Raw genomic sequence first — 20,874 nt, 5'->3', positions numbered from 1 at the left:
CCTTTTTTAAAACTGGTCGAGAAGCTCGATGCTTTTTTCCTTCGCCCTAATCCCTTCTATTTCTGTGCCTATACAAGAAGGGCAGCCGTCTTCACATGTGCATTTCACTATTAAATTTTTAGCCGCTTCCTTGATTTCATCGAAGCGTTTATAGACGTCCTCTGCAAGCCCGATCCCTCCCGGATAATGGTCGTATAAAAAGATCGTCGGCAATTGCGTATGGGCTGCTTTTATTTGCGATACGACATGGACGTCGTTTCGATCGCACATCACATGGATCGGGACGATATGCTTAAAAACGTTTGCTATTCCCATCAGCAGCTGTTCGAGCGTCTTTTCACCAATCCGAAGATCGGCTTCTTTCAGTTCAAGCCACGCAGCACTCGTATGCAATTCTTCTTCCGGTAAATGAATCTGACCGTATCCAACATTTTCAAACGTTGTCAGCTTAATTTTTTTAAATATGCTCGGCAGGATATTGATCGAAACATCGCCAAAGTTGATCGCCGTTGTCTTTCTGTTTGACGTCCTGTCTATTTCCAGCACCTTCAGCTGGACGGCGAGATTGGCATCGGTATAATAATCTGCATCCACTTCTCTTACATAGGCTTTTTTATGATCCCAGTCCAGTTTTTCAACCTGGTACTGTACACCTTCATGCAAGTATATTGCTTCGTCGTGTAAAAGGGTCATTGCGCTAAACCGATCCATTTCCCCGATGATTTTCACATCGGCTGTCACCGATTGGTCAACAATCACGACGTTTTCCTGCGAAGCGGACCGCAGGCTGATATTGGACGCCGGGAAAGATTGATTGGCCCAGTAAAATTTATCCCCGTTCTGGTGCAACACTTTTTCTTCTGTCAGGTATTCGAGTATCTCCTGTATTTCCAATGGGCCGTATTCTTCGCCTTCTTTAAAAGGCAGCTCATAGGCGGCGCATTTTAAATGATCAACTAAAATGATCAGGTTTTCCGGGTTGATTCTCGCAGCTTCGGGAGACCTGTCGAAAAAATAGCCGGGATTCTGGACGATATATTGGTCGATCGGAGTACTGCCTGCGACCATTAAAATCAGGGCTTCCCCGTGCCTTCGTCCTGCCCGTCCCGCCTGCTGCCATGTACTGGCGACGCTTCCGGGATATCCGGTCATCACGCACACCTGCAGCTGGCCAATATCCACTCCCAATTCGAGGGCGTTCGTACTGACAACCCCAAGGATTTCCCCGTCCCGAAGGCCCTTTTCTATCTCGCGGCGCTGCTTCGGCAAATAGCCGCCCCTGTATCCTCTTATCGATTTCGTGCCGATCTCTTGTTTCACGAGCTCCTGCAGATGGCTTAAGATAATTTCAACCCTTACCCTGCTTCTTGCAAAGACGATCGTCTGTATTTTATTCTGTAAAAATTCCTTGGCGAGATTGTTCACTTCCACTGTTGCACTTTTCCTGATATTTAAAGGCTTATTCACGATAGGTGGGTTGTAGAAGACAAAGTGCTTCCTGCCTCTTGGTGCCCCGTTATCGTCAATCAAGCGCATCGGGTTTCCTGTCAGCTGTTCAGCGAGTTCCTTTGGGTTCGCGATCGTCGCGGACGTGCAGATAAAAATAGGATTGCTTCCGTAAAATTTGCATATCCGTTTTAACCGCCTTATCACGTTCGCTACGTGGCTGCCAAACACGCCCCTGTATGTGTGCAGTTCATCAATCACGATATACTTGAGATTTTCGAACAGGCTGACCCATTTTGTATGGTGGGGAAGGATCGCACTATGGAGCATATCCGGATTGGTAATCACGATATGTCCGGCTTTTCTTACGGTCTGCCTTATCGCGGGTGAAGTATCGCCATCGTATGTATAGCTTTTTATATCTATACCCATCTCGTTTATGATTTCATTTAGCTCGCTTTTCTGATCCTGCGCCAATGCTTTTGTCGGAAATAAATAAAGCGCCCGGTTCGTTTCAACTTCCGCGATCGCTTGCAGTACAGGCAAGTTATAGCAAAGCGTTTTACCCGAAGCCGTTGGGGTCTCTGCTACAATATTTTCGCCCTTTTGCAAAGTCTGAAAAGCTGTAAACTGGTGGCTGTACAGTTCTTCGATGCCCCTTTTGCGCAAGGCTGCTTTAATTCTCTCGTTTACCACATCGGGGATTGGCCTCGTCCGGGCTTCCTGCGGTTCGATTTCATGCCAGTTAACGATATTTTCATTTTTCCTTAATTCATCGATTAAATCTGCCAGTGTTTTCTTCCTCATTCGCTACACCTCTTTATACGATATAGTTTAGCGAATATTTGTTTGCATGGCTACCTATAGATTTTGACAAAAACGCTTGAAGCCAATATTCGGTTTTAAGCGCCCGGACCGGAAAAACTCCGCCTTTGGATTTACAACCCCTATTTCCTCCACGATTTACTCACATTTAAAAGCTGTGAGCGAAAGCGCTTTTTGTTAAAATAAAAGTAAGCGACTGAGGATGAGGTGAACGCATGAACAGAGAAGAAATCATAAAGATACTTTCCGATTTTGGACTTTTCCGTGAAATGAGCGCACAGGAAATAGCGAAAATCGCTGATATTTCGATTTCAAGGGAATGGAAAAAACATAGCCATATTTTTATGCAGGGCGATCCGCTCGACAATGTCTATTTTATTAATGAAGGCAAAGTGAAGATTTATAAGAGTGACATTAACGGAAAAGAACAGATCGTGGCGATTTTAAAAAAAGGAGAAATGTTTCCGCATGTAGGCTTCTTTCGCAAAGGCGATTATCCGGCGTATGCGGAGGCTCTGGAAAAAACTATTCTGGTTGTCGTGCCGATTACCCAGTTTGAGAAGGTATTAATTGAAAACCCCGAGCTGTCAATCAAGGTGTTCAGAGTTCTCGGTGAAAAAATTATTGATCTGCAAAACCGCCTTGAAGAACAAATATTGAATAATACATATGAACAAATTGTTAAGCTGCTCGTCCGCCTTGGCGATAAACACGGCGAGAAGCTTAGTGATGGCAAGGTCCTCTTAAAAGGGGAATTCACCAATAAAGACCTTGCGAACATGATCGGAACGACCAGGGAAACGATCAGCAGAACGCTCACGAAAATGAAAAAGGACGGATTAATCGAAGTCGACCGGCACGGCGATTTTATTCTGTCACCCGATAAGCTGCTTGAGGAATTCTTTTAAACCGTGAAAAAACGCCGCGCCTTCAAAGGCAGCAGCGTTTTCTCCATTATGCCTGGTTTGACAGCTGGAGCATATCGGCCATATCTTCCTGTGCTGTTCCGATCAATTTCAGATTGAATGTGTCCTGGAGCACTTTCATGACGCCTTCGGAAATAAATTCAGGCGGTTTTGGACCGATCCGGATGTCCTTAATTCCGAGGCTGAATAAACCTAACAGGATCGCCACAGCCTTTTGCTCAAACCATGAGAGGACAATGCTGACAGGAAGCTCGTTGATTGGGCATCCAAACGCCTCGGCCAATGCTTTGGCAATTTTAACCGTGGATCCTGAGTTGTTGCATTGGCCAAGGTCAATGTAGCGGGGGATGTTTGTGCCCGGGACAGTCCCGAAGTCGACATCATTAAAGCGGAACTTCCCGCATGAAGTTGTCAAAATAACCGTTTCCGGCGGAAGTGATGTTGCCAATTCGCGGTAATATTCGCCGCCCTTCCCCGGTGCGTCACAGCCGGCAATTACGAAAAAGCGTTTGATTTTCCCTTCCTTGACAGCCGCGATGACTTCAGGCGCCAGTCCTAACACCGTTTCATGGTGAAAGCCGGTTAACAGCGTTTCCCCGGAATCAATATCCGCAGCAGGCAACTCAAGAGCCCTGTTGATTAATGGCGAGAAATCGTCGTTGATAATTTTTTCAACGTTTTCGAGCCCTGCGACTTCATAGGAAAACATCCGGTCTGCATATGTACCTTTAATCGGCATCACACAGTTTGTTGTAGCGAGAATCGCGCCCGGAAATTTCTCAAATAAGCGGCGCTGATCATACCATGCTTTTCCGATATTCCCTTTTAAATGGGGATACTTTTTCAAAGCTGGATAGCCATGGGCAGGCAGCATTTCCGAATGGGTATAAATATTGATCCCTTTCCCTTCCGTTTGCCGCAGCAATTCCTCCAGCGCAAATAAATTATGTCCGGTAACAACAATCGATTTTCCCTCAATTTTATTTTGCGAGACCCGGATTGGTTCAGGGATCCCCAAGCGTTCTGTATGGGCTTGATCAAGCACTTCCATGATCCTGACTGCCGAGCGGCCGACTTTCATCGCCATATCAATATGCTCTTGAACATTAAAATTGGAGTTTGTCAGCGTCATATAGAGTGCTTCATGTGTCGTCGCATCGACAAATGAATCGGTGCAGCCGAGCTGGTTGGCATGGGTCCGATAGGCGGCAATTCCCTTCAGCCCAAAAATAATCGTATCCTGGAGACTGGCAATCGTTTCATCTTTTCCGCAAACACCGATTATCTTGCATCCCCCGGATGCAGTTTGCTCACACTGGTAACAAAACATCGTGCTGATCCCTTCTTTCAACTTTTTGTCTGTCTCAGCATACTACCGAAATCACCTGTAATGAGTGATGTAAATCACAAAGAGTTGATCTGTCAAAAATCGTTCATAAATTTGCCTGCACCCCACTACGTTAAGACAGGGGATTGTTTATCGAATATAATGATCTCTAAAAGTCCATCAGATGACGGCATCATTCAATCTTTCATGCACTCACTTTTACGATTTTCACTGCATAATATATCAAAAACGGATTTGCAGTTCAGAGGTGAATAGTTCATGAAAGGAGATAGCAGAATGTCATCCAACCCTCGCCGCGATTCAAAAAACGATAAACAGGAAGCTTTTGCCGAATTAGTGAAATCGATGAATGATTTCTTTCATGAGAAGCCCGTAAGAGGATTTTTACAAACAGTAGATCAATTTTTTAAGTACCCTTTTCCACATGGCTCGTTTCCCGTTGAAGTCCATGAGACAGATAAGGAGCATGTCATTACTGCCGAGCTTCCCGGCGTGAAGAAGGAGCAAATTCATATTGATATTCTCGGCAACCAAATTACGATTGAGGTAAAAAATAGCGAGGTATTCACTGAGGAAGATGAAAAAAAACACTATTACCGGAAAAAGCAAACCTTCCAACGGTCGAGCCGCACGATCACTCTTTCCCATCCAATTAACGAAAAAAAGGTAAAAGCATCATATCAAAATGGGCTGTTGGAAATTCATATCCCTAAATTACGGGGAAAAAGCGTGCAAATTGGCACCAAAGAATGAGGCTGTCTCCACAAGAGATAGCCTTTTTCGTTATTCTTGCCCTTCTTGTCTATTTTCGCTACAAATGCACGTATTGGAACCACCTATACTTTAAACACTCCCCCTAATCCTTTTATCATCGAGGAAACCTGGCTTACCGCGTTCACCATCTGTCCGGCCGTATTCACCATTTTATTTATATCAAGGCTTCCGTCCTGGCTCTTGAACGAGTTCAGAATCGATTGCACCCCGGAAGGCTGCTTCGCCAGAAACATGTTTTTCGGATAAGGATTTACGCCGGGATACGGATTTTGTTGCGGCAGGTAATTTGTATTGGCTGGGTACATTTCTTCTATTGGTTGCAAAGGGTTTTGAAAAACCATTTGCGAATAGCTTGGCTGATGCGGGACATATGACAACCCGCCGTTTCCCTGGAAGCTTGGGTTATTTGGCCCTTGATACGGTGTATAGCCGTTTGAGGTTGTATTCATGGAGGGTATTTGCGGCCCGCTATATTGGAAATACGGATTCGTATTCGCCTGCTGAAAATAGGGGTGCATAAATTGTTGCTGATTCCAGCCTGGAGTGACAGGCTGGATCCTTGCCTCGTATCTCCGCTGTAAGTATCGGTAATAGTTCATATTTCTTTTGTTGCCGAACATTTGGCATCCTCCTTATTTTCTCCTGATCAATGATGAAATCTTTGCTTGGTTGGATTATTCGAGATCAATACGGCCAGCGCTTCGCTTTATTTTATGCAAAAAGCCCACCAAGGTGAATCGCAAGGAAAAGCCTTCCTGTTATGTCTAACCGTGTCGTAAGTTAAAATTTTTTAAAAATAAGGATTTCTTCTATTTCATGATAGGATAGAAAAAAAGCTGAGGGGGATTATTCATGAACATTCAGGAGCTTAAATTGAAATTTTCAAGCATCAGGGATTATCGTACAGAAGATGTAAACGAACTATTGGATTTTGCCAAAAAAGCATATATCCATAATGAAATTTCTATTAATGACTACCGTAATCTTGTTCGTGAATTAGAGGCTGCAGGTGCAGTTGTTCCTGACAGTATTAAAGAACACTCGCTTAATAATTAAGGTATAAAAAACAACCATGCTCACCCGGCACGGTTGTTTTTTTATATATTTCTATCATTCCTTCGAATCAAGCTGAGCCATTATATTTGCCAACACATATTTCACGGATTGAAGTTGGTCGATAAACCTTTTCCGGCTTGTCTGGGGGAAAAAGGCTTGTACCGAAATGACTTCGATATGGTCAGAGGTTGCTTCGATTTGATTGAGGTGAAGGTTTTTTGGAGCTGTTTCTTTCAGCCATGCAATGGCTTCCTGTTTCCAATTATCATTTAATTCCTTCACTTTATCAGCAAACGGCTTTACTTCCCCGTAAAAATCGGCTTCGATGCCAGAGCTCTTAATTTCTTGGAAACGGGCCGACGCCTCTTCAACATAAGAAAGCAGCTGGCTCGTAAGCTCGTATAGATTTTGTTCTGATTTCATTCGCTTGCTGCCTCCAGGAATCCATTTTTTCCGAACAAAAGTTTATAAAAAATAAAAGTAGCATTGAAGGATTCAAAGCTACTGATGATTTAAGTCTATTTTAGTTTAAACTAATAGCCCAATTCAAGTTCAAGGCGCTGGTCTGCTTGATCCGGATCTTCTTTTCCATTCATTAGCTTCATTTTTGTCTCTAACGCGGAGAGCCGGCTTCCGCAGCTTGTCAGCCGCGCTGCCTGTTTTTCATTCCAGTCATCACGGAGATCTTCCAACGAACTGTGCAGCCCTGATTCGAGCTCTTCCAGCCGGTCATATATTTCCGTTAACATCGTTAAAAGCTTCTCTTTTTGCAGGCTTTGTTCATTCATTTTAATGCCTCCTTTTTCATCTATTTCTCCTTTGTAAATTCCATGCCCGGGCCGCCGTTCCTGCCCGGATGACAAAACTAGAAGAGTTTCGGCAAAGAAAGAAGATTTCTGCATATATTCCGGCATTTTTTCGACATCAACACGATATAGGAAAGCTGCTTTTGCTTTTTTAAATACCATTTTGTAATCAGGAGTGGATGAAGATGTTTGACAGACGGTGATCGCCATTTTTCCTTTATTTTTGTTTTTTTGGACCAGTCAGGATAGTTGCAATGAATATGATGGCGAACCGGTGGATAGGTTCTTTTCAGAACCGGTGTTGCTTGATGTTTCCGGTGATTTATAAAATATTGCTCATAATCGGATCGTGAGCCTGTATGCGGAGTCGTTTCGGCAAACTCATAAAAAGCCGGGAATAAGTCATCCCTGAAAAGAATACTGCTGAGCCGCTTCCCAAGGTCGATCCGCTTCGATACAGATCTAAACCCATTCACGCTTGCCCCGTACAAATGACCCCCTTTATTTGGAAACAAAACAGAACTGAAATGAAATGAATCCTGGAAAGAGAATAAGAGTGAATGAAATACCTTATTTTGATATAACGGACTAAGAAGCACTGGTTGCTGGATCACATTTTGTTCATTAATAATCATCGCGATCAGCAATCTCGTTTGATCCCGTTCCCGCCAAAACGTGCGCCATTCTTGTTCCATAAAAGCAGAAACACGAAAAAATGCTAAAAGATGAAACATTGGACTGTTTATTTTCGTCGAATAATGGTAGAGGAGCAGTTGGGGAAATGCATCATGAAAAATCAGCCAGTTTGCCCGTTCATAGGCAAGAAAAAGCCGTTTTCTTAGTTGCTTTGGAATGATATGCGGAAGCATGGGGCCTTCGAGGTCACACATATTCCAGCCGGCATTTCTTGATACCATGCTCGCCAGAAATGCCCATTTGATATCCGGATGATTTTTAAAAAACTCAAAATAGGCATTCGTCCGCGAGACATTGTCTTTATTTCGTAGTATCGTTTCAGTTGAGATCCAGTGCCTTAGCAGCTCGCATTCCTCCGATGGGTTATAACGTGCCATAGGCAGCAGACTTTTTTCCATAAAAGTACCCCTTACAGTGAGTGTTGCGTTTAGCGTTTAACAGAATGGTGCTTTTTATTCAACCAAAAGCTTTGGAGATTTGGTATGATGGTTGTAGTTTGTGAGGTGGTTTACAATGAATTATCATTATCCAAACGGGCGCCGCTACATTCCTAAACAGCCCGGGAGCGTGCCTGCGAAGGGTGACAAAAAGCTGACGTACAGCAACCGGGGAATGACCCTTGAGGACGATTTAAACGAAACAAACCTGTTCTATTTAGAACAGAAGCTGGCCGTTATCCATAAAAAACCAACTCCTGTCCAAATCGTCCAGGTTGATTATCCGAAACGGAGTGCTGCCGTCATTAAGGAAGCCTATTTTAAACAAGCTTCGACAACCGATTATAATGGTGTTTATAAGGGAAAATATATCGATTTTGAAGCAAAGGAAACAAGGCATAAAACAGCGTTCCCGTTAAAAAATTTTCATGAACATCAGATCCGCCATATGGAAACGGTGCTCCACCATGGCGGCATCTGCTTTATCATCATCCGGTTTTCCGCCACAGAAGAAATGTTTCTTTTGCCCGCCGATCAGTTGATCGCTTTTTGGAACCGCATGAAAATCGGAGGGAGAAAATCAATTGCGAAGAAAGAGATTATCGAATGCGCCCATCCCATTAAGCTCGGTTTCCGGCCCAGAATTGACTATATTAAAATAATAGATTATCTTTATAACCTTACAGGGTAAAAAGAAATACAGCCGAAATAACGCTATAATCATCGTTCGTTTGCATAGAAAGGAATGACACAAATAATGGCAGATCAATATAAAACGAGAGAGGAGCGCCGCAAACAGCTTTCCGCCCAAAAAGGAAAAAAGAGCAAAGGGAAGAAAAATCCACGCGGGATATTTAAAAAGATCTTTCTTGCTCTTATTGCCCTCGGGATTATTGGAATGCTTACCGGTGTAGCCACTTTCGCATTTATGGTAAAAGATACACCAAAATTGGATGAATCGCGGCTGCGGGACCCTATTTCTTCCAAGCTTTATGATATTAATGGAGAAGAATTTGCCGAAGTTGGTTCAGTCAATCGCGATTATGTCGCTTATGAAGATATCCCAAAGCTGGTCGAAAATGCAATCCTCGCTACCGAGGATGTTCGTTTTTATGACCATAACGGGATTGATATCATTCGCCTCGGCGGAGCGGTTATTGCCAACATAACCGACGGGTTTGGCTCGGAAGGTGCGAGCACGATTACCCAGCAGGTAGTCAAAAACTCTTTCCTTGAGTTTGATAAAACCTTAAGCCGGAAAGCCCAGGAAGCATGGCTTGCCTTCCAGCTCGAGCGCAAATATACAAAACAGGAAATCTTTGAGATGTATGTCAATAAAATTTATATGTCTCAAAAAAGCCATGGTATTTTAACTGCTTCAAGAGTTTATTTCGATAAAGAGCTTGCCGAGCTGGAGCTCCATGAAGCAGCATTGCTTGCCGGCATGCCGCAAAGTCCGGAAAATTATAATCCGTTTAAGTATCCGGAAAATGCCGAGAAGCGCAGAAACATCGTGCTCTCGTTGATGAACCAGCATGGCTTTATTACTAAGGAAGAAATGAAAGCAGCCCAGGCGATTCCGGTTGAATCATCGCTCGTAAAGGGAGAAGATCGCGAGACAGATGACGAACCGTACGATGCTTTCGTTGATGCCGTCATTGAAGAAGTCCAGCAACAAGGCGATTTTGATATTTTCTCTGATGGCCTCAAAATTTATACAACTTTGGACCAGGATGCCCAAACATATGTTGAGAGCATGCTAAACTCAAATGAAGTGGTCCAGTTCCCGGACGATCAATTCCAGGCCGGAATCACGCTTTTGGATACAAAGACAGGTGAAGTGCGCGCACTCGGTGGCGGACGAAACCAGCAGGCGAAGCGCGGCTTTAACTATGCAGTAGATACAAAAAGGCAGCCGGGATCGACGATCAAGCCGATATTGGATTACGGCCCGGCGATCGAGTATTTACAATGGGGAACCTATCATACCTTGGATGATAAGCCATACACATATTCCGATCCGAAAAAGACCCCTATCAACAACTGGGACAATAAACACATGGGACCGATGTCGATGAGGGAAGCCCTTGCGAGATCACGGAACGTCCCTGCCCTCCAGGCATTACAGGCAGTTGGCCTGAACAAAGCAAAGGATTTTGCTGTGAAGCTCGGCATTCCTCTGGAGGAAGTCTATGAGTCGTATGCAATCGGCGGACTTGATAAAGGTGTTTCACCGCTTGAAATGGCCGGCGCGTACAGCGCGTTTGGAAATAACGGTTTTTATACGAAACCGCACACAGTGAAAATGATTGAACTTCGCGACGGCACAAAGCTGGATACGGCTCCTGAACCGCAGGTTGTCATGAAGGACTACACTGCTTTCATGATTACAGATATGCTAAAAAGCGTCTTAAAAGAATCATATGGCACCGGCCAGGCAGCCAACGTTCCAAGCCTGCCTGTTGCAGGTAAAACCGGAACGACGAACTACTCTTCTGACGTCAAAAAGGCAAATGGCATTCCTGATGGCGCCGTTCCAGACTCCTGGTTTGCCGGCTATACAACAAACTATACGGCTGCAATCTGGACCGGTTACGAGAACCAGAAAAAAAATTATATTAAGAGCAAGGACCAAAAGATTGCCCAGCAGCTCTTTAAAAATTTAATGGCCCATGTTTCAAAAGGCAAGGAAACAGCGGATTTTACTGTGCCGAAAAGCGTTGAAAAAGTAGCGATTGAAAAAGGAACAATTCCGGCCAAGCTGGCCAGTGAATTTACACCTGAAGACCAGATTATTTATGAGTATGCGGTCAAAGGACATGGACCAAGCCAAGTGTCTGATCGGTATGATCGGCTCGACAGCCCGACCAACGCCAATGCCTCGTACGAACAAGCAACAAATGAGATCGTCCTGTCATGGGACTACAATGGTAAAGCTGATGGTGTCCAGTTTGAGGTAAGTGCCTCAATCAATGGCGGTCCTGCCCAGCAGCTTGCAGTCACAGGCGAAAACGGCTTGAGAGTAGCCAATGTGGTTGCCGGAGGAAACTACACCTTTACCATTACAGCTGTCAAAGGCGATCAAAGGAGTGAGCCGGCCAGTGTATCTGCTTCAGTGCCTGCTCCGGCAAATGAAGAAGATGAGTTTGAAGAAGGCGAAGATGAAGGCCGCAATCGTGAAGACGATGAAAACGAACAGGAAGAAGATGACGATGGCGGTGAATCAAATGGTGGCGAGGGCGGAGGCCAAGGAGTTAACCCCGGAACCGGCAGCGGTAATGGAAATGGTAATGGCAACAGCGGCGGTAACGGCAACGCTGGCAATCCGGGAACTCAGCCGCCCGGCCAGACAACTCCGACACCACCAGGCACTCCGCCAAGTCCTTAAAGTTTTAAAATAAAAAAAGAGTTCAAGCCAATGTGCTTGAACTCTTTTTTATTTTACATCACGCTTTTTTCTCAACATCATTTGTTTCATAAACGCTTTTTCCAGCTCCGTCATAAGCTCCGATAATTGAATAAATGAATGATACAGCGTCGGCCTGTTCATGATAAACTCAAGCCTTTCCCTCAGATTTACGGGCTTTATCGCCAGGTTTTCAGCATGATCCAGGCTTGATACGACCGCCGGCTGGCCATTTGTCCAAAAAAGACCCTCAACAAACAAGCCAATCCCTTTTTTCATCGGCATTTCTGCACTGCCCGGATTGCGGTTTTCGAATAATTGCACGAGACCGTCCTTCAGCCTTTTCCATTCAGCAAACAATAAAGGAACATACTGCGCCGGGTCTTCCCACGGCTTCAGCGCCTCGATATTTGAGTAAAAAGCCCAATCATAATAAAAAAGCGGAAAAATTTGCATTTCATTGCCTTTTCGTTCTTCCGATATTCCTGCTTCAGTTGTTAAAAAGAATGGATTGTTTAATTCGCCGGGAACTCCCCGGTTACTGTCCATTAGCGGCTTTCCTCTTCATTCGTTTCTGCCCTTCCCGGCATAAGTCGAGAAGCGGGCAAATTTCACACTGGGGATTTTGCGCTTTACAATGATATCGTCCAAAAAAGATCATCCTGTGGTGGGTAACCGACCACTCGTCTTTCGGAACTTTTTTCATTAACGTCTGCTCTACTTCAAGTACTGAATCCTTCCAGCGGCAAAAACCGAGCCGCTTGCTGACCCGCTCGACATGGGTATCGACTGCTATCGCCGGAACGCCAAAGGCAACCGACACAACAACATTTGCCGTTTTGCGCCCGACTCCAGGCAGCTTCATCAGTTCGTCACGGTCGCGCGGGACCATACCGCCGTAGTCATCAATCAGCATTCTTGACAGTTTTTGAATGTTTTTCGCTTTATTCCGGAACAAGCCGATCGAACGGATATCGTTCTCGAGCTCTTCAAGAGGGACACTCAAATAATCTTCAGGTGTTTTATATTTCTTAAACAAATCTTTCGTCACTTTATTGACAAGCGCATCTGTACATTGTGCCGACAGGGCAACCGCAATAACGAGTTCAAATGGATTGCTGTGGTTCAGCTCGCAATGAGCATCCGGAAACATTTCCCCCATGCGGTCAAGACAGTATCTAATCTCACTTTTATTTAACATCGTTCCCACCTTATGTTTGTTATAGAAAATGGCAAAAAAACGAGAGAAGCTCCGTCTCTCGTTATCCCGCCTATTGTTCAAGCCAATTATAAAAAGGAATCGTTTTTACGTTTGCAGGCAGATCGTCTTGATTTTCCCGCTGGTGATTCTGGTGCTGCCTGAATTTCCGGCTATGGCTTCTGGCCTGTTCAATTGTTCGGATCCCGTTTTTCTTCCATTCAAATAATATTCGGTCTATGTAACGAAAATTTAATTTCCCGGATATGACGGCTTCTCTCAATGCGGCCTTTATAATGATTGGATCATGCAGATCATCGTCCATCCACATTGCCAGTGATTCGCACTCGAACGGAGACAGCGGCCTTCCAAACTCTCTTTCAAAGCATGTGTACAAGTCCATTTCATCTTTTTGCTGCTGATCCGCTTGTTTGCCTTTTGTATCGAGGAGGAATTGATCGACAAGCTTTTCCCATAACGGCTGCAATGAATATTTTTCATACATGATCCCTTCCGGGGAGTGTCCGTCCATAATGCTCAGAAAGCCTTTTTGAATAAGCCTGCGAAGCATGCCTGCACATTCCGTAGCTGTTATGGTCATTCGTGCGGAAAGCTCAGCCGGTGTAGGAAACTCATTGCCCTTCATTGAGAAAGAAATGATATGCAATAGGAGTGCAAGCTCTTGTTCGTTCATATTGAGCTTTTTATAATGTGTTAATAATACGCCGGGAATCGACACCAATCCTTCTTCCAGCCAGGATAATATATTTGCTCTCATTTTGGACACCTCCCCTTCAGTATAACATGAACCGTGTGCCGGGGTAAGATGAACATATCCAACTGCCAATAAATACTTGTCGAAATTTCTGTAAAGAAAAGTCCGCAGACGCGGACTTTTCAATGCTGCAAAGCATTAAGGATAGAGTCGGTTTAGCAGGCGCGGAAACGGAATTGTTTCACGAACATGTTCCACACCGCTGATCCAGGCCACTGTCCGTTCCAATCCAAGGCCAAAGCCTGAATGGGGAACGGAACCGTACTGGCGGAGCTCCAAATACCATTTGTAAGCATCATGGCTAAGTCCGTGTTCTTCGATGCGCTGTTTCAACAGCCCATAATCATGAATACGCTCGGATCCGCCGATAATTTCACCATAGCCCTCTGGAGCAATCAAGTCCGCACATAAGACAACCTCTTCCCGATCTTTGGCAGGCTGCATATAAAATGGTTTGATCGCAGTCGGGTAGTGAGTGATAAATACGGGCTTGTCATATGCTTCAGCAATCGCTGTCTCATGCGGTGCCCCAAAGTCGTCACCCCATTTGATATCATTGAAGCCTTTTTCATGCAAAAATTTTATCGCATCATCATAAGAGATTCTTGGGAATGGGGCTTTAATTTGTTCGAGTTTGCCTGTGTCCCTTCCAAGCGTCTGCAATTCAAGCTTACAATTTTCCAAAACAGCCTGGACGGTATGGGAAACATAATCTTCCTGTACCTTGAGATTGTCTTCGAATTCATAAAAAGCCATTTCCGGTTCAATCATCCAAAACTCGATCAAATGCCGGCGTGTTTTCGACTTTTCAGCCCGGAACGTCGGTCCAAACGAAAACACCTTGCCGAGCGCCATCGCGGCTGCTTCCATATAAAGCTGTCCGCTCTGTGACAGGTAGGCATCTTCATCAAAGTACTTTGTCGCAAACAATTCGCTTGTCCCTTCGGGTGCACTGCCTGTCAGGATTGGCGGGTCGACTTTGACGAACCCTTGTTCATTAAAAAACTCGTATGTCGCCCTGATAATTTCGTTGCGGATTTTCATGATCGCGTGCTGGCGCTTGGAGCGGAGCCAGAGATGGCGATTATCCATTAAAAACTCGGTGCCGTGCTCTTTTGGTGTGATCGGATAGTCAACCGCTTGCTGGATCAGTTCGATGCCGTTTACAAGCAACTCGTACCCGAACGGGGAGCGCTCATCTTTCCGGACTACTCCGGTCACGTACAGAGACGATTCCTGTGTCGCCGATTTGGCAGTTTGAAACACTTCTTCGGAAACCTCACTCTTTACAACCACTCCCTGGATAAATCCTGTACCGTCACGAAGCTGCAAAAAGGCAATTTTACCGCTTGAGCGTTTATTGGCAAGCCATGCGCCAATTGTCACTTCTTGGTCTACATATTTGTCTACTTCTGCTATTGTTGTTTTATTCACTGTCATTTCCCTCCAAAAACTAACAAAAAACGGTTGCCATATATGCTGTTTATTATACCGTTAGCCTTGATGACAAGCAATATTGCTCCCCGAAGCCTGGAGAACTGTCCCATTCAAGCCCGTACTGAGGCTCTGGTATGCCAGCTTAAGCAAGTATTTCTTTATTTAAGCTTGCTTTCAACAAAACGGCGGATTCTGTCGATCGCTTCTTCCAAAAGTTCGAGTGAAGCAGCATAGGACAGCCGGATATTGTCCGGGGCACCGAAACCGGAGCCTGGAATCACCGCCACCATTGCTTCCTCAAGTAACGCTTCCGCAAATTCATCAACATTGTTAAAGCCGGTCAATTCCGCTGCTTTCTTCGCATTTGGGAACAAATAGAAAGCGCCTTGTGGTTTCACGCATGTAAAGCCGGGGATCTCGACAAGCTTGGCAAATATGATTTCGAGACGTTTTTCAAATGCCTGCCGCATTTCCTCAACCGGTTCCTGGGATCCGGCATAAGCTGCGATTGCGCCGTATTGAGCAGTTGTCGTCGGATTTGATGTACTATGGCTCGCCAGGTTGGTCATCGCCTTGATGATTTGCTTATTGCCCGCAGCATAGCCGATCCTCCAGCCTGTCATGGAATGCGATTTCGAGACACCGTTAATGATGATCGTTTGCTCTTTTAGCTGCGTTGATAATTGTGCAATCGAGACATGCTCATGCCCTCCGTAGATGAGCTTTTCGTAAATTTCATCTGAAATGATCAAAATATTGTGTTCCAGGCAAACAGCACCAAGTTTTCGCAATTCCTCTTCTGTATAAAGAATGCCTGTCGGATTGCTTGGCGAATTGATAATCACTGCTTTAGTACGGTCCGAAATCGAATTTTCCAGCTGTTCAGGCGTGATTTTAAAATGATTGCGCTCTTCGCCTTCCACATAGACTGGAACACCGCCGGCCAATTTCACTTGCTCCGGATAGCTGACCCAATACGGAATCGGGATCACCACTTCGTCACCCTCGTCTAAAATTACCTGAAACAGCGTGTACAATCCATGTTTGGCTCCACTTGTCACAATGATTTCGCTGCTGTCATAGCTGAGCCCTTGATCGCGTTGCAATTTTGCGGCGATCTCTTTTTTTAGGGCCGGCAATCCTGCAGACGGTGTATATTTCGTATGCCCTTGATTCATTGACTCAACAGCTGCATCAATAATATTTTGCGGGGTGTTGTAGTCCGGCTCTCCGGCACCAAGCCCGATCACATTTTTGCCCTGGGCCTTCAATTCCTTTGCTTTTGCGGTAATCGCCAGTGTTGATGATGGAGTTAGCGCTTTTACTCTTTTTGCCAACATCGTTTCCATTCCTCTGCCTCCGTTATCCTATAAATTTTCAATTATGGTCAGCCATTCTCCTGTGTCAAAATCAAGATAATAATAATTTATTAAACCGCCGTCGGATTGCGAATATATTTCCCAGGCAGGCTGTTTTTCGATGATCCCGAGCCGGACTGAAAGAATCTTCTCCGGGTCTTTTTCTTCTCTTACTTTCTCGATTGCCTCTTCCCTCGAAATGCCTTTGGCTTCTTTCCGTTCAAGAATTTTGCCGCCCTTTTCAGGGATCCAAACAATCGTTTTTTCATTTTTGCTGTTGATACCTTTGACGACATAGTAGGTTTCATCGCCGTTGAATATGCTGAAATCTTCCATGCTTTGCAAGTCGGTTTTTGCATTGGCAATAGCCGCAGCCTTTTCCTCAGCTGCTTTGACGGGCTTGACAGCATTTAAATACACATTCGCCGCCAGACCAATTAAAATCAGAAAACAAATTGTGATGATGATTATCCATTTTTTCATATCAGATCACTTCTTTATGTACGATATATTGTAAAAACTGCTTTTTCCTGATCTTCCTGGTCGAGGGCCAGTCCGAACATTAAATTTTCCCTTTTCAGGGTGCGGTTTAAGGCATCAACGATCTTGTACAAGTCAGGGCTCTGCTGTATTTTAACGGTTGACAATATTTCAATTTTGGTTTCCATGCCAAGTTTCCTCCTCCTTTTCAGGCGATATTTGTTATTCATATGGTTCGGAGCTTGAGCCAATAATATCTTTAAACATCGCTTTATGATTAACACTCATTATAACAGGTGTCAACCGTTTTCGGATAACATTTTCAAGCAAAATTCATTCTAGTCCACAACGTTTAGGCTCGCTCAGGTCGTGCATCTCTTTTTGTGTACTTTTAACAAAAGATCCTGTCGCTTAAAGCCAATCATAAATTTGCTCGACAATTTCGTCGATATTGTTTTTTTGCATCGGAATCGCCGGAATCGATTGCAAAAATGCTTTCCCATATTTAGTTGAGATAATTCTCCTGTCAAAAACGACGATAAGGCCGCGATCATTCTCCGTCCTGATCAGGCGTCCAAACCCCTGCTTAAAGCGAAGCACAGCCTCGGGCAATGAATAATCATAGAAAGGATTCCCATTCTTCTCTTGAATTTTTTCACATTTCGCTTCTGTGACCGGTTCATCCGGCGGAGAGAACGGCAACCGGACAATCACAAGGCACGATAAATCCTCTCCGGGGATATCGATTCCCTCCCAAAAGCTGCTTGTCCCAAAGAGAATCGATTTGTCGAAACGCTGAAAGCTTCTCGTTAATCTTGTTCGGCTTCCGCCGGAAATTCCCTGGGCGATCAAGGCAAAATCTTCGAGAAAACCGCTTTCCTTCATGAGCTCATATGTTTTCTTTAACATGTCATAAGAGGTAAAAAGAATCAGCATCCGCCCTTTCGTCGCTTCGGCGATTGAAATAATATGCTCGCTAATCGCTGCGGTATAATCATCCAGCGATACTGATTTTATTTCCGGTAAATCGTTCGGAACAAACATTTTCACCTGTTCCTTATACTGAAACGGCGAAGAAATTACTTCCTTGCGGCAATTTGTGCCATAAAGGCCGAGCTCCTTCATCATATAATCAAAGGATTGCTTTACGGTCAGGGTAGCTGACGTTAACACAGCACTTTTTTTAACCGAGAAAAACTGCTTCTGCAAATAACCGGAAAGGTCAACAGGCTGGCCATAAACAGCGGTGGCGTTTTGGGCGGCCCGCAAATCGACTTCGATCCATGTCACATATTGGTGCAGCCTTTGCAAAAACAGGCTTTTGACGTTCTCTCTTACGTCGCGAAATTCGTCCAGTAAAGAAGTCAGCTCATCCAAAAAAGCTTTTTCCTCATTGGATAGTTCGGGGCTCGCTTTCAATATGAGGCCAAGGCGCTTTTCCAGCATGTTGACAAGATCATTGATTTGAAACGAAAAACGTTCCGCCATTGCGACGAGTGCCTTCCAGGTTTTACCCTGTTCCTGCCCGGTTAACCGATATTGGATTCGTTTAAAAGCTTGCTGGTTATCATTCCGTTTTTCATTGGCGAACAAACTGATGGTTTTAAAAAAGTCATCCATTTCCAGTTGCAGCTCGCCGATCAACGCATTAATTTCAAACGTATGTTCCAACTGATCAAACTCGCCGATTTTGTTGAGTAATTTCTCAAGTTTAAAAAACAGCTGTTTTTGTTCGTACAATCCAAGCTGGCCAAATAGCAGCCTGATCGACAAATAATCGATTGAAAAGCCAAAGTATTTGCCGGCCGCTTTTTCGAAGTGATGGGCCTCATCAAGAATCGCATAGTCATAGTCGGGAAGCACTGAATGATTTGAAGTTAGATCGGCAAGCAGCAAGGAATGGTTGGTAATCACAATATCTGCGGTCTGAGCATTTATACGGGCTTTCAAGTAAAAATCATAATGCCGCCATGCTTTGTCATGCAAAAACACGCTGCTGTCATTTTTAATTTTATTCCAATAAAGCCTTCCGCCGCTTGAGAGATTTAATTCATCGACGTCACCAGTCTCGGTTTCGAGAAGCCAGATGAGGATTTGCATTTTTGTCAATGTCGTATCATAGTTATCATCTTCTTCTTTTAAAGATTGTTCGAATTTAGCGAGACTGATGAAATGGTGTCTTCCCTTCAGTAAAACCGTTTTGATCGGGAAAGGCAGCATTTGGTTCAGCAGCGGGATGTCTTTTGTTAAAAGCTGTTCCTGCAGCAAGGTTGTATAGGTGCTGACAATAACCGTTTCCCCCTTTTGCATGGAAAAGAACGCAGCTGGAATTAAATAGCCCAGCGTCTTTCCAACGCCTGTCCCCGCTTCAATCATTGAATGGTTCCCATCTGAAAAGGATTGGTAGACCACGTCCATCATTTTAAATTGCCCGGTCCTTTTCTCATAATGGGGAAAAGCGCCTTTCATCAGGTTCTCCTTCTCTTTATCAGTATGAGGAAAACGGATATCGGTCAGCCCGGGTGCATTTTTTGCTTTCTTTTCGGGCCGTTTCAGAGCGATTCCCCTGTATATTTCAATCGAATCAGGCAAAATCTCGATTGATTTTTCCTTTTGGCGGATTAGCTCCTCCATCAGTAAATGTAAATCGCTTTTCAAGTCTGGTGCGAGCCTTGCCAATTGCTTTAATGTTCTGGCAGGAATCGATTCGAGCCGTTTTAAAAGCAGCAAAAGAAGCTCTGCCGTAACATACGCATCACTGTCCGCCTGGTGCGGCCGGTCATGGCTGAAGAAAAAGCGCGAAGACAGCTCCGACAATTTATAGCTGTCAGCAGCAGGAAAAAGGATTCTTGACAGCTCAACCGTATCAACGACCGGGCCGTAAAAGCCATGATAGCCCGCCTCAATTAATTCCTCTTGAAGAAAAGATAAATCGAAGTGAACATTATGCGCCACAAAATATGCATTATCAAGTAAGGACAGCACCTTCGGAGCAATTTCCGCAAACAACGGCGCATCCTTTACGACATGATCATCGATGCCTGTCAATTCTTCGATAAAAGGTGGAATCGGCTGCTCCGGATTGAGAAAAGTAGCATATTGTTCGACAATTGCATCTCCCTCGATGACAACAGCCGCAAATTGAATGATTTTGGCCCCTTTTTTTGGAGTGTTACCGGTTGTTTCCAGGTCAATGACCACAAATTTATTGCTCATTTCTTACACCTCAAACATTCGTCAATCAAACGGTATCACAAAAGCAAAGAACTGTGCAAGGGCGTGTGCCGGGTTTCAATGATGGAGATGTATAAAAAGGCAGCAGAGTATCCTGTTTCCGGTTTTTCCAACAACGGAAGCTAAAGCGCCAGATAAATTTCCATCATACAAAAAGCCCCGCACTTGCGGGACTTAAAGAATCGTCATTTCCGGTTCAGCATGGAGCAATTCTTTGATCGAATTACCCTCACCCATAATCGCAACTTTTGGCTGATGGGTTTTGACGTTTTCCTCGGAAAGTAACGCGTACGAAATGATAATGACTGTGTCACCTTCCTGAACAAGGCGGGCTGCTGCACCGTTCACACAAATAACCTTTGAGCCCCTCTCGCCAGGAATAATATACGTTTCGAAGCGTGCTCCGTTGTTGTTGTTGACGATTTGCACCTTTTCATTCGGGAGCATACCGACCGCATCGATGATATCTTCATCAATCGTAATGCTGCCAACATAGTTCAAATTGGCCTCCGTGACAGTTGCACGATGGATTTTTCCATTCATCATGGTGCGAAACATGTCTTCTCCTCCTAATAGTTAGTTTATTTTATTGCATAAATTTTATAAAGCTTTTCTTTAATTGAAAAACGAACAATTATTTAAAATTAACAGAGTATTATTTGTTTCACACTG

20 protein-coding genes are annotated in these 20,874 nt (G+C 44.4%); 5 read left to right on the top strand and 15 right to left on the bottom strand.

The genetic code is table 11. From position 1 onward, the window contains the following. Nucleotides 1-6: 6 nt before the first annotated feature. Nucleotides 7-2,253 carry a DEAD/DEAH box helicase gene (locus CU633_RS11570; RefSeq protein ID WP_101660622.1) on the bottom strand — a complete coding sequence of 749 codons (2,247 nt, stop codon included), beginning with the start codon at nucleotides 2,251-2,253 and terminating at the stop codon, nucleotides 7-9. Nucleotides 2,254-2,486: 233 nt separating this feature from the next. On the opposite strand from CU633_RS11570, the gene CU633_RS11565 reads away from it, so the two are divergent. After that, nucleotides 2,487-3,179 carry a Crp/Fnr family transcriptional regulator gene (locus CU633_RS11565; protein WP_101660620.1) on the top strand — a complete coding sequence of 231 codons (693 nt, stop codon included), beginning with the start codon at nucleotides 2,487-2,489 and terminating at the stop codon, nucleotides 3,177-3,179. 46 nt (nucleotides 3,180-3,225) lie between these two features. Here the strand turns inward: CU633_RS11565 and hcp are convergent, their stop codons facing one another. Then, nucleotides 3,226-4,527 carry a hydroxylamine reductase gene (gene hcp / locus CU633_RS11560; RefSeq protein WP_101660618.1) on the bottom strand — a complete coding sequence of 434 codons (1,302 nt, stop codon included), beginning with the start codon at nucleotides 4,525-4,527 and terminating at the stop codon, nucleotides 3,226-3,228. Between the two features lie 294 nt (nucleotides 4,528-4,821). Between hcp and CU633_RS11555 the strand changes: the two genes are divergently transcribed. Continuing rightward, nucleotides 4,822-5,298, top strand: a complete 477-nt coding sequence (locus tag CU633_RS11555; protein ID WP_101660616.1) for an Hsp20/alpha crystallin family protein — start codon at nucleotides 4,822-4,824, stop codon at nucleotides 5,296-5,298. 83 nt (nucleotides 5,299-5,381) lie between these two features. Here CU633_RS11555 and CU633_RS11550 read toward each other — a convergent pair whose 3' ends face one another. Then, nucleotides 5,382-5,939: a YppG family protein gene (locus CU633_RS11550; RefSeq protein WP_257958668.1), complete on the bottom strand. Its 558-nt coding sequence runs from the start codon at nucleotides 5,937-5,939 to the stop codon at nucleotides 5,382-5,384. A 232-nt stretch (nucleotides 5,940-6,171) separates the two neighbouring features. Between CU633_RS11550 and CU633_RS11545 the strand changes: the two genes are divergently transcribed. Beyond that, nucleotides 6,172-6,375 (top strand): YppF family protein, encoded by a 204-nt coding sequence (locus CU633_RS11545; protein ID WP_101660614.1) that lies wholly within the window; start codon nucleotides 6,172-6,174, stop codon nucleotides 6,373-6,375. A 54-nt stretch (nucleotides 6,376-6,429) separates the two neighbouring features. On the opposite strand, the gene CU633_RS11540 is transcribed toward CU633_RS11545, so the two are convergent. The 3 genes from CU633_RS11540 to CU633_RS11530 all read right to left on the bottom strand — a co-directional run bounded on the left by CU633_RS11540 (nucleotide 6,430) and on the right by CU633_RS11530 (nucleotide 8,275). Next, entirely contained in the window at nucleotides 6,430-6,798 is a 369-nt protein-coding gene (locus CU633_RS11540; RefSeq protein ID WP_101660612.1) for a YppE family protein, read from the bottom strand. A 110-nt stretch (nucleotides 6,799-6,908) separates the two neighbouring features. After that, nucleotides 6,909-7,163 carry a hypothetical protein gene (locus tag CU633_RS11535; protein WP_101660610.1) on the bottom strand — a complete coding sequence of 85 codons (255 nt, stop codon included), beginning with the start codon at nucleotides 7,161-7,163 and terminating at the stop codon, nucleotides 6,909-6,911. Between the two features lie 77 nt (nucleotides 7,164-7,240). Continuing rightward, the gene (locus CU633_RS11530; protein ID WP_257958667.1) at nucleotides 7,241-8,275 is read right to left on the bottom strand and encodes a DUF2515 domain-containing protein; all 1,035 of its coding nucleotides are present in this window, start codon (nucleotides 8,273-8,275) and stop codon (nucleotides 7,241-7,243) included. Nucleotides 8,276-8,390: 115 nt separating this feature from the next. On the opposite strand from CU633_RS11530, the gene recU reads away from it, so the two are divergent. Then, nucleotides 8,391-9,005, top strand: coding sequence for a Holliday junction resolvase RecU (gene recU / locus CU633_RS11525; RefSeq protein ID WP_101660608.1), 615 nt, complete (start codon nucleotides 8,391-8,393; stop codon nucleotides 9,003-9,005). Nucleotides 9,006-9,071: 66 nt separating this feature from the next. Then, nucleotides 9,072-11,702 carry a PBP1A family penicillin-binding protein gene (locus CU633_RS11520; protein ID WP_101660606.1) on the top strand — a complete coding sequence of 877 codons (2,631 nt, stop codon included), beginning with the start codon at nucleotides 9,072-9,074 and terminating at the stop codon, nucleotides 11,700-11,702. Between the two features lie 48 nt (nucleotides 11,703-11,750). Here CU633_RS11520 and CU633_RS11515 read toward each other — a convergent pair whose 3' ends face one another. From CU633_RS11515 to panD, 9 genes are all read right to left on the bottom strand, one after another. Beyond that, the gene (locus tag CU633_RS11515) at nucleotides 11,751-12,269 is read right to left on the bottom strand and encodes a YpoC family protein (RefSeq protein WP_101660604.1); all 519 of its coding nucleotides are present in this window, start codon (nucleotides 12,267-12,269) and stop codon (nucleotides 11,751-11,753) included. Further along, nucleotides 12,259-12,921 carry an endonuclease III gene (gene nth / locus CU633_RS11510; RefSeq protein ID WP_101660602.1) on the bottom strand — a complete coding sequence of 221 codons (663 nt, stop codon included), beginning with the start codon at nucleotides 12,919-12,921 and terminating at the stop codon, nucleotides 12,259-12,261. The genes CU633_RS11515 and nth overlap by 11 nt, the downstream gene beginning before the upstream one ends. Nucleotides 12,922-12,991: 70 nt before the next feature. Beyond that, nucleotides 12,992-13,696: a DnaD domain-containing protein gene (locus tag CU633_RS11505; protein ID WP_101660600.1), complete on the bottom strand. Its 705-nt coding sequence runs from the start codon at nucleotides 13,694-13,696 to the stop codon at nucleotides 12,992-12,994. A 135-nt stretch (nucleotides 13,697-13,831) separates the two neighbouring features. Then, the gene (asnS, locus tag CU633_RS11500; protein WP_180954939.1) at nucleotides 13,832-15,133 is read right to left on the bottom strand and encodes an asparagine--tRNA ligase; all 1,302 of its coding nucleotides are present in this window, start codon (nucleotides 15,131-15,133) and stop codon (nucleotides 13,832-13,834) included. 155 nt (nucleotides 15,134-15,288) lie between these two features. Then, nucleotides 15,289-16,479 carry a pyridoxal phosphate-dependent aminotransferase gene (locus CU633_RS11495; protein ID WP_101660597.1) on the bottom strand — a complete coding sequence of 397 codons (1,191 nt, stop codon included), beginning with the start codon at nucleotides 16,477-16,479 and terminating at the stop codon, nucleotides 15,289-15,291. Between the two features lie 18 nt (nucleotides 16,480-16,497). Further along, on the bottom strand, nucleotides 16,498-16,971 hold the full coding sequence (locus tag CU633_RS11490) for a cell wall elongation regulator TseB-like domain-containing protein (protein ID WP_101660595.1): 474 nt from the start codon (nucleotides 16,969-16,971) through the stop codon (nucleotides 16,498-16,500). 14 nt (nucleotides 16,972-16,985) lie between these two features. Continuing rightward, complete coding sequence (locus CU633_RS11485) at nucleotides 16,986-17,156, bottom strand: YpmA family protein (RefSeq protein ID WP_101660584.1); 171 nt, start codon at nucleotides 17,154-17,156, stop codon at nucleotides 16,986-16,988. Nucleotides 17,157-17,379: 223 nt separating this feature from the next. After that, nucleotides 17,380-20,184 carry an ATP-dependent DNA helicase DinG gene (gene dinG / locus CU633_RS11480; protein ID WP_101660582.1) on the bottom strand — a complete coding sequence of 935 codons (2,805 nt, stop codon included), beginning with the start codon at nucleotides 20,182-20,184 and terminating at the stop codon, nucleotides 17,380-17,382. A gap of 192 nt (nucleotides 20,185-20,376) precedes the next feature. Further along, nucleotides 20,377-20,760 (bottom strand): aspartate 1-decarboxylase, encoded by a 384-nt coding sequence (panD, locus tag CU633_RS11475; protein ID WP_101660569.1) that lies wholly within the window; start codon nucleotides 20,758-20,760, stop codon nucleotides 20,377-20,379. Nucleotides 20,761-20,874 lie beyond the last annotated feature (114 nt).

Source organism: Bacillus sp. V3-13 (assembly GCF_002860165.1).
GTDB lineage: Bacteria > Bacillota > Bacilli > Bacillales > Cytobacillaceae > Bacillus_BJ.
This window is presented reverse-complemented; position numbering and strand designations above follow the sequence as displayed.

Excerpts from the sequence above, each read along its gene's own strand:
- CU633_RS11570 (WP_101660622.1), bottom strand. The coding sequence starts at position 2,253 with ATGAGGAAGAAAACACTGGCAGATTTAATCGATGAATTAAGGAAAAAT.
- CU633_RS11565 (WP_101660620.1), top strand. The coding sequence starts at position 2,487 with ATGAACAGAGAAGAAATCATAAAGATACTTTCCGATTTTGGACTTTTC.
- hcp (WP_101660618.1), bottom strand. The coding sequence starts at position 4,527 with ATGTTTTGTTACCAGTGTGAGCAAACTGCATCCGGGGGATGCAAGATA.
- CU633_RS11555 (WP_101660616.1), top strand. The coding sequence starts at position 4,822 with ATGTCATCCAACCCTCGCCGCGATTCAAAAAACGATAAACAGGAAGCT.
- CU633_RS11550 (WP_257958668.1), bottom strand. The coding sequence starts at position 5,939 with ATGTTCGGCAACAAAAGAAATATGAACTATTACCGATACTTACAGCGG.
- CU633_RS11545 (WP_101660614.1), top strand. The coding sequence starts at position 6,172 with ATGAACATTCAGGAGCTTAAATTGAAATTTTCAAGCATCAGGGATTAT.
- CU633_RS11540 (WP_101660612.1), bottom strand. The coding sequence starts at position 6,798 with ATGAAATCAGAACAAAATCTATACGAGCTTACGAGCCAGCTGCTTTCT.
- CU633_RS11535 (WP_101660610.1), bottom strand. The coding sequence starts at position 7,163 with ATGAATGAACAAAGCCTGCAAAAAGAGAAGCTTTTAACGATGTTAACG.
- CU633_RS11530 (WP_257958667.1), bottom strand. The coding sequence starts at position 8,275 with ATGGAAAAAAGTCTGCTGCCTATGGCACGTTATAACCCATCGGAGGAA.
- recU (WP_101660608.1), top strand. The coding sequence starts at position 8,391 with ATGAATTATCATTATCCAAACGGGCGCCGCTACATTCCTAAACAGCCC.
- CU633_RS11520 (WP_101660606.1), top strand. The coding sequence starts at position 9,072 with ATGGCAGATCAATATAAAACGAGAGAGGAGCGCCGCAAACAGCTTTCC.
- CU633_RS11515 (WP_101660604.1), bottom strand. The coding sequence starts at position 12,269 with ATGGACAGTAACCGGGGAGTTCCCGGCGAATTAAACAATCCATTCTTT.
- nth (WP_101660602.1), bottom strand. The coding sequence starts at position 12,921 with ATGTTAAATAAAAGTGAGATTAGATACTGTCTTGACCGCATGGGGGAA.
- CU633_RS11505 (WP_101660600.1), bottom strand. The coding sequence starts at position 13,696 with ATGAGAGCAAATATATTATCCTGGCTGGAAGAAGGATTGGTGTCGATT.
- asnS (WP_180954939.1), bottom strand. The coding sequence starts at position 15,133 with ATGACAGTGAATAAAACAACAATAGCAGAAGTAGACAAATATGTAGAC.
- CU633_RS11495 (WP_101660597.1), bottom strand. The coding sequence starts at position 16,479 with ATGGAAACGATGTTGGCAAAAAGAGTAAAAGCGCTAACTCCATCATCA.
- CU633_RS11490 (WP_101660595.1), bottom strand. The coding sequence starts at position 16,971 with ATGAAAAAATGGATAATCATCATCACAATTTGTTTTCTGATTTTAATT.
- CU633_RS11485 (WP_101660584.1), bottom strand. The coding sequence starts at position 17,156 with ATGGAAACCAAAATTGAAATATTGTCAACCGTTAAAATACAGCAGAGC.
- dinG (WP_101660582.1), bottom strand. The coding sequence starts at position 20,184 with ATGAGCAATAAATTTGTGGTCATTGACCTGGAAACAACCGGTAACACT.
- panD (WP_101660569.1), bottom strand. The coding sequence starts at position 20,760 with ATGTTTCGCACCATGATGAATGGAAAAATCCATCGTGCAACTGTCACG.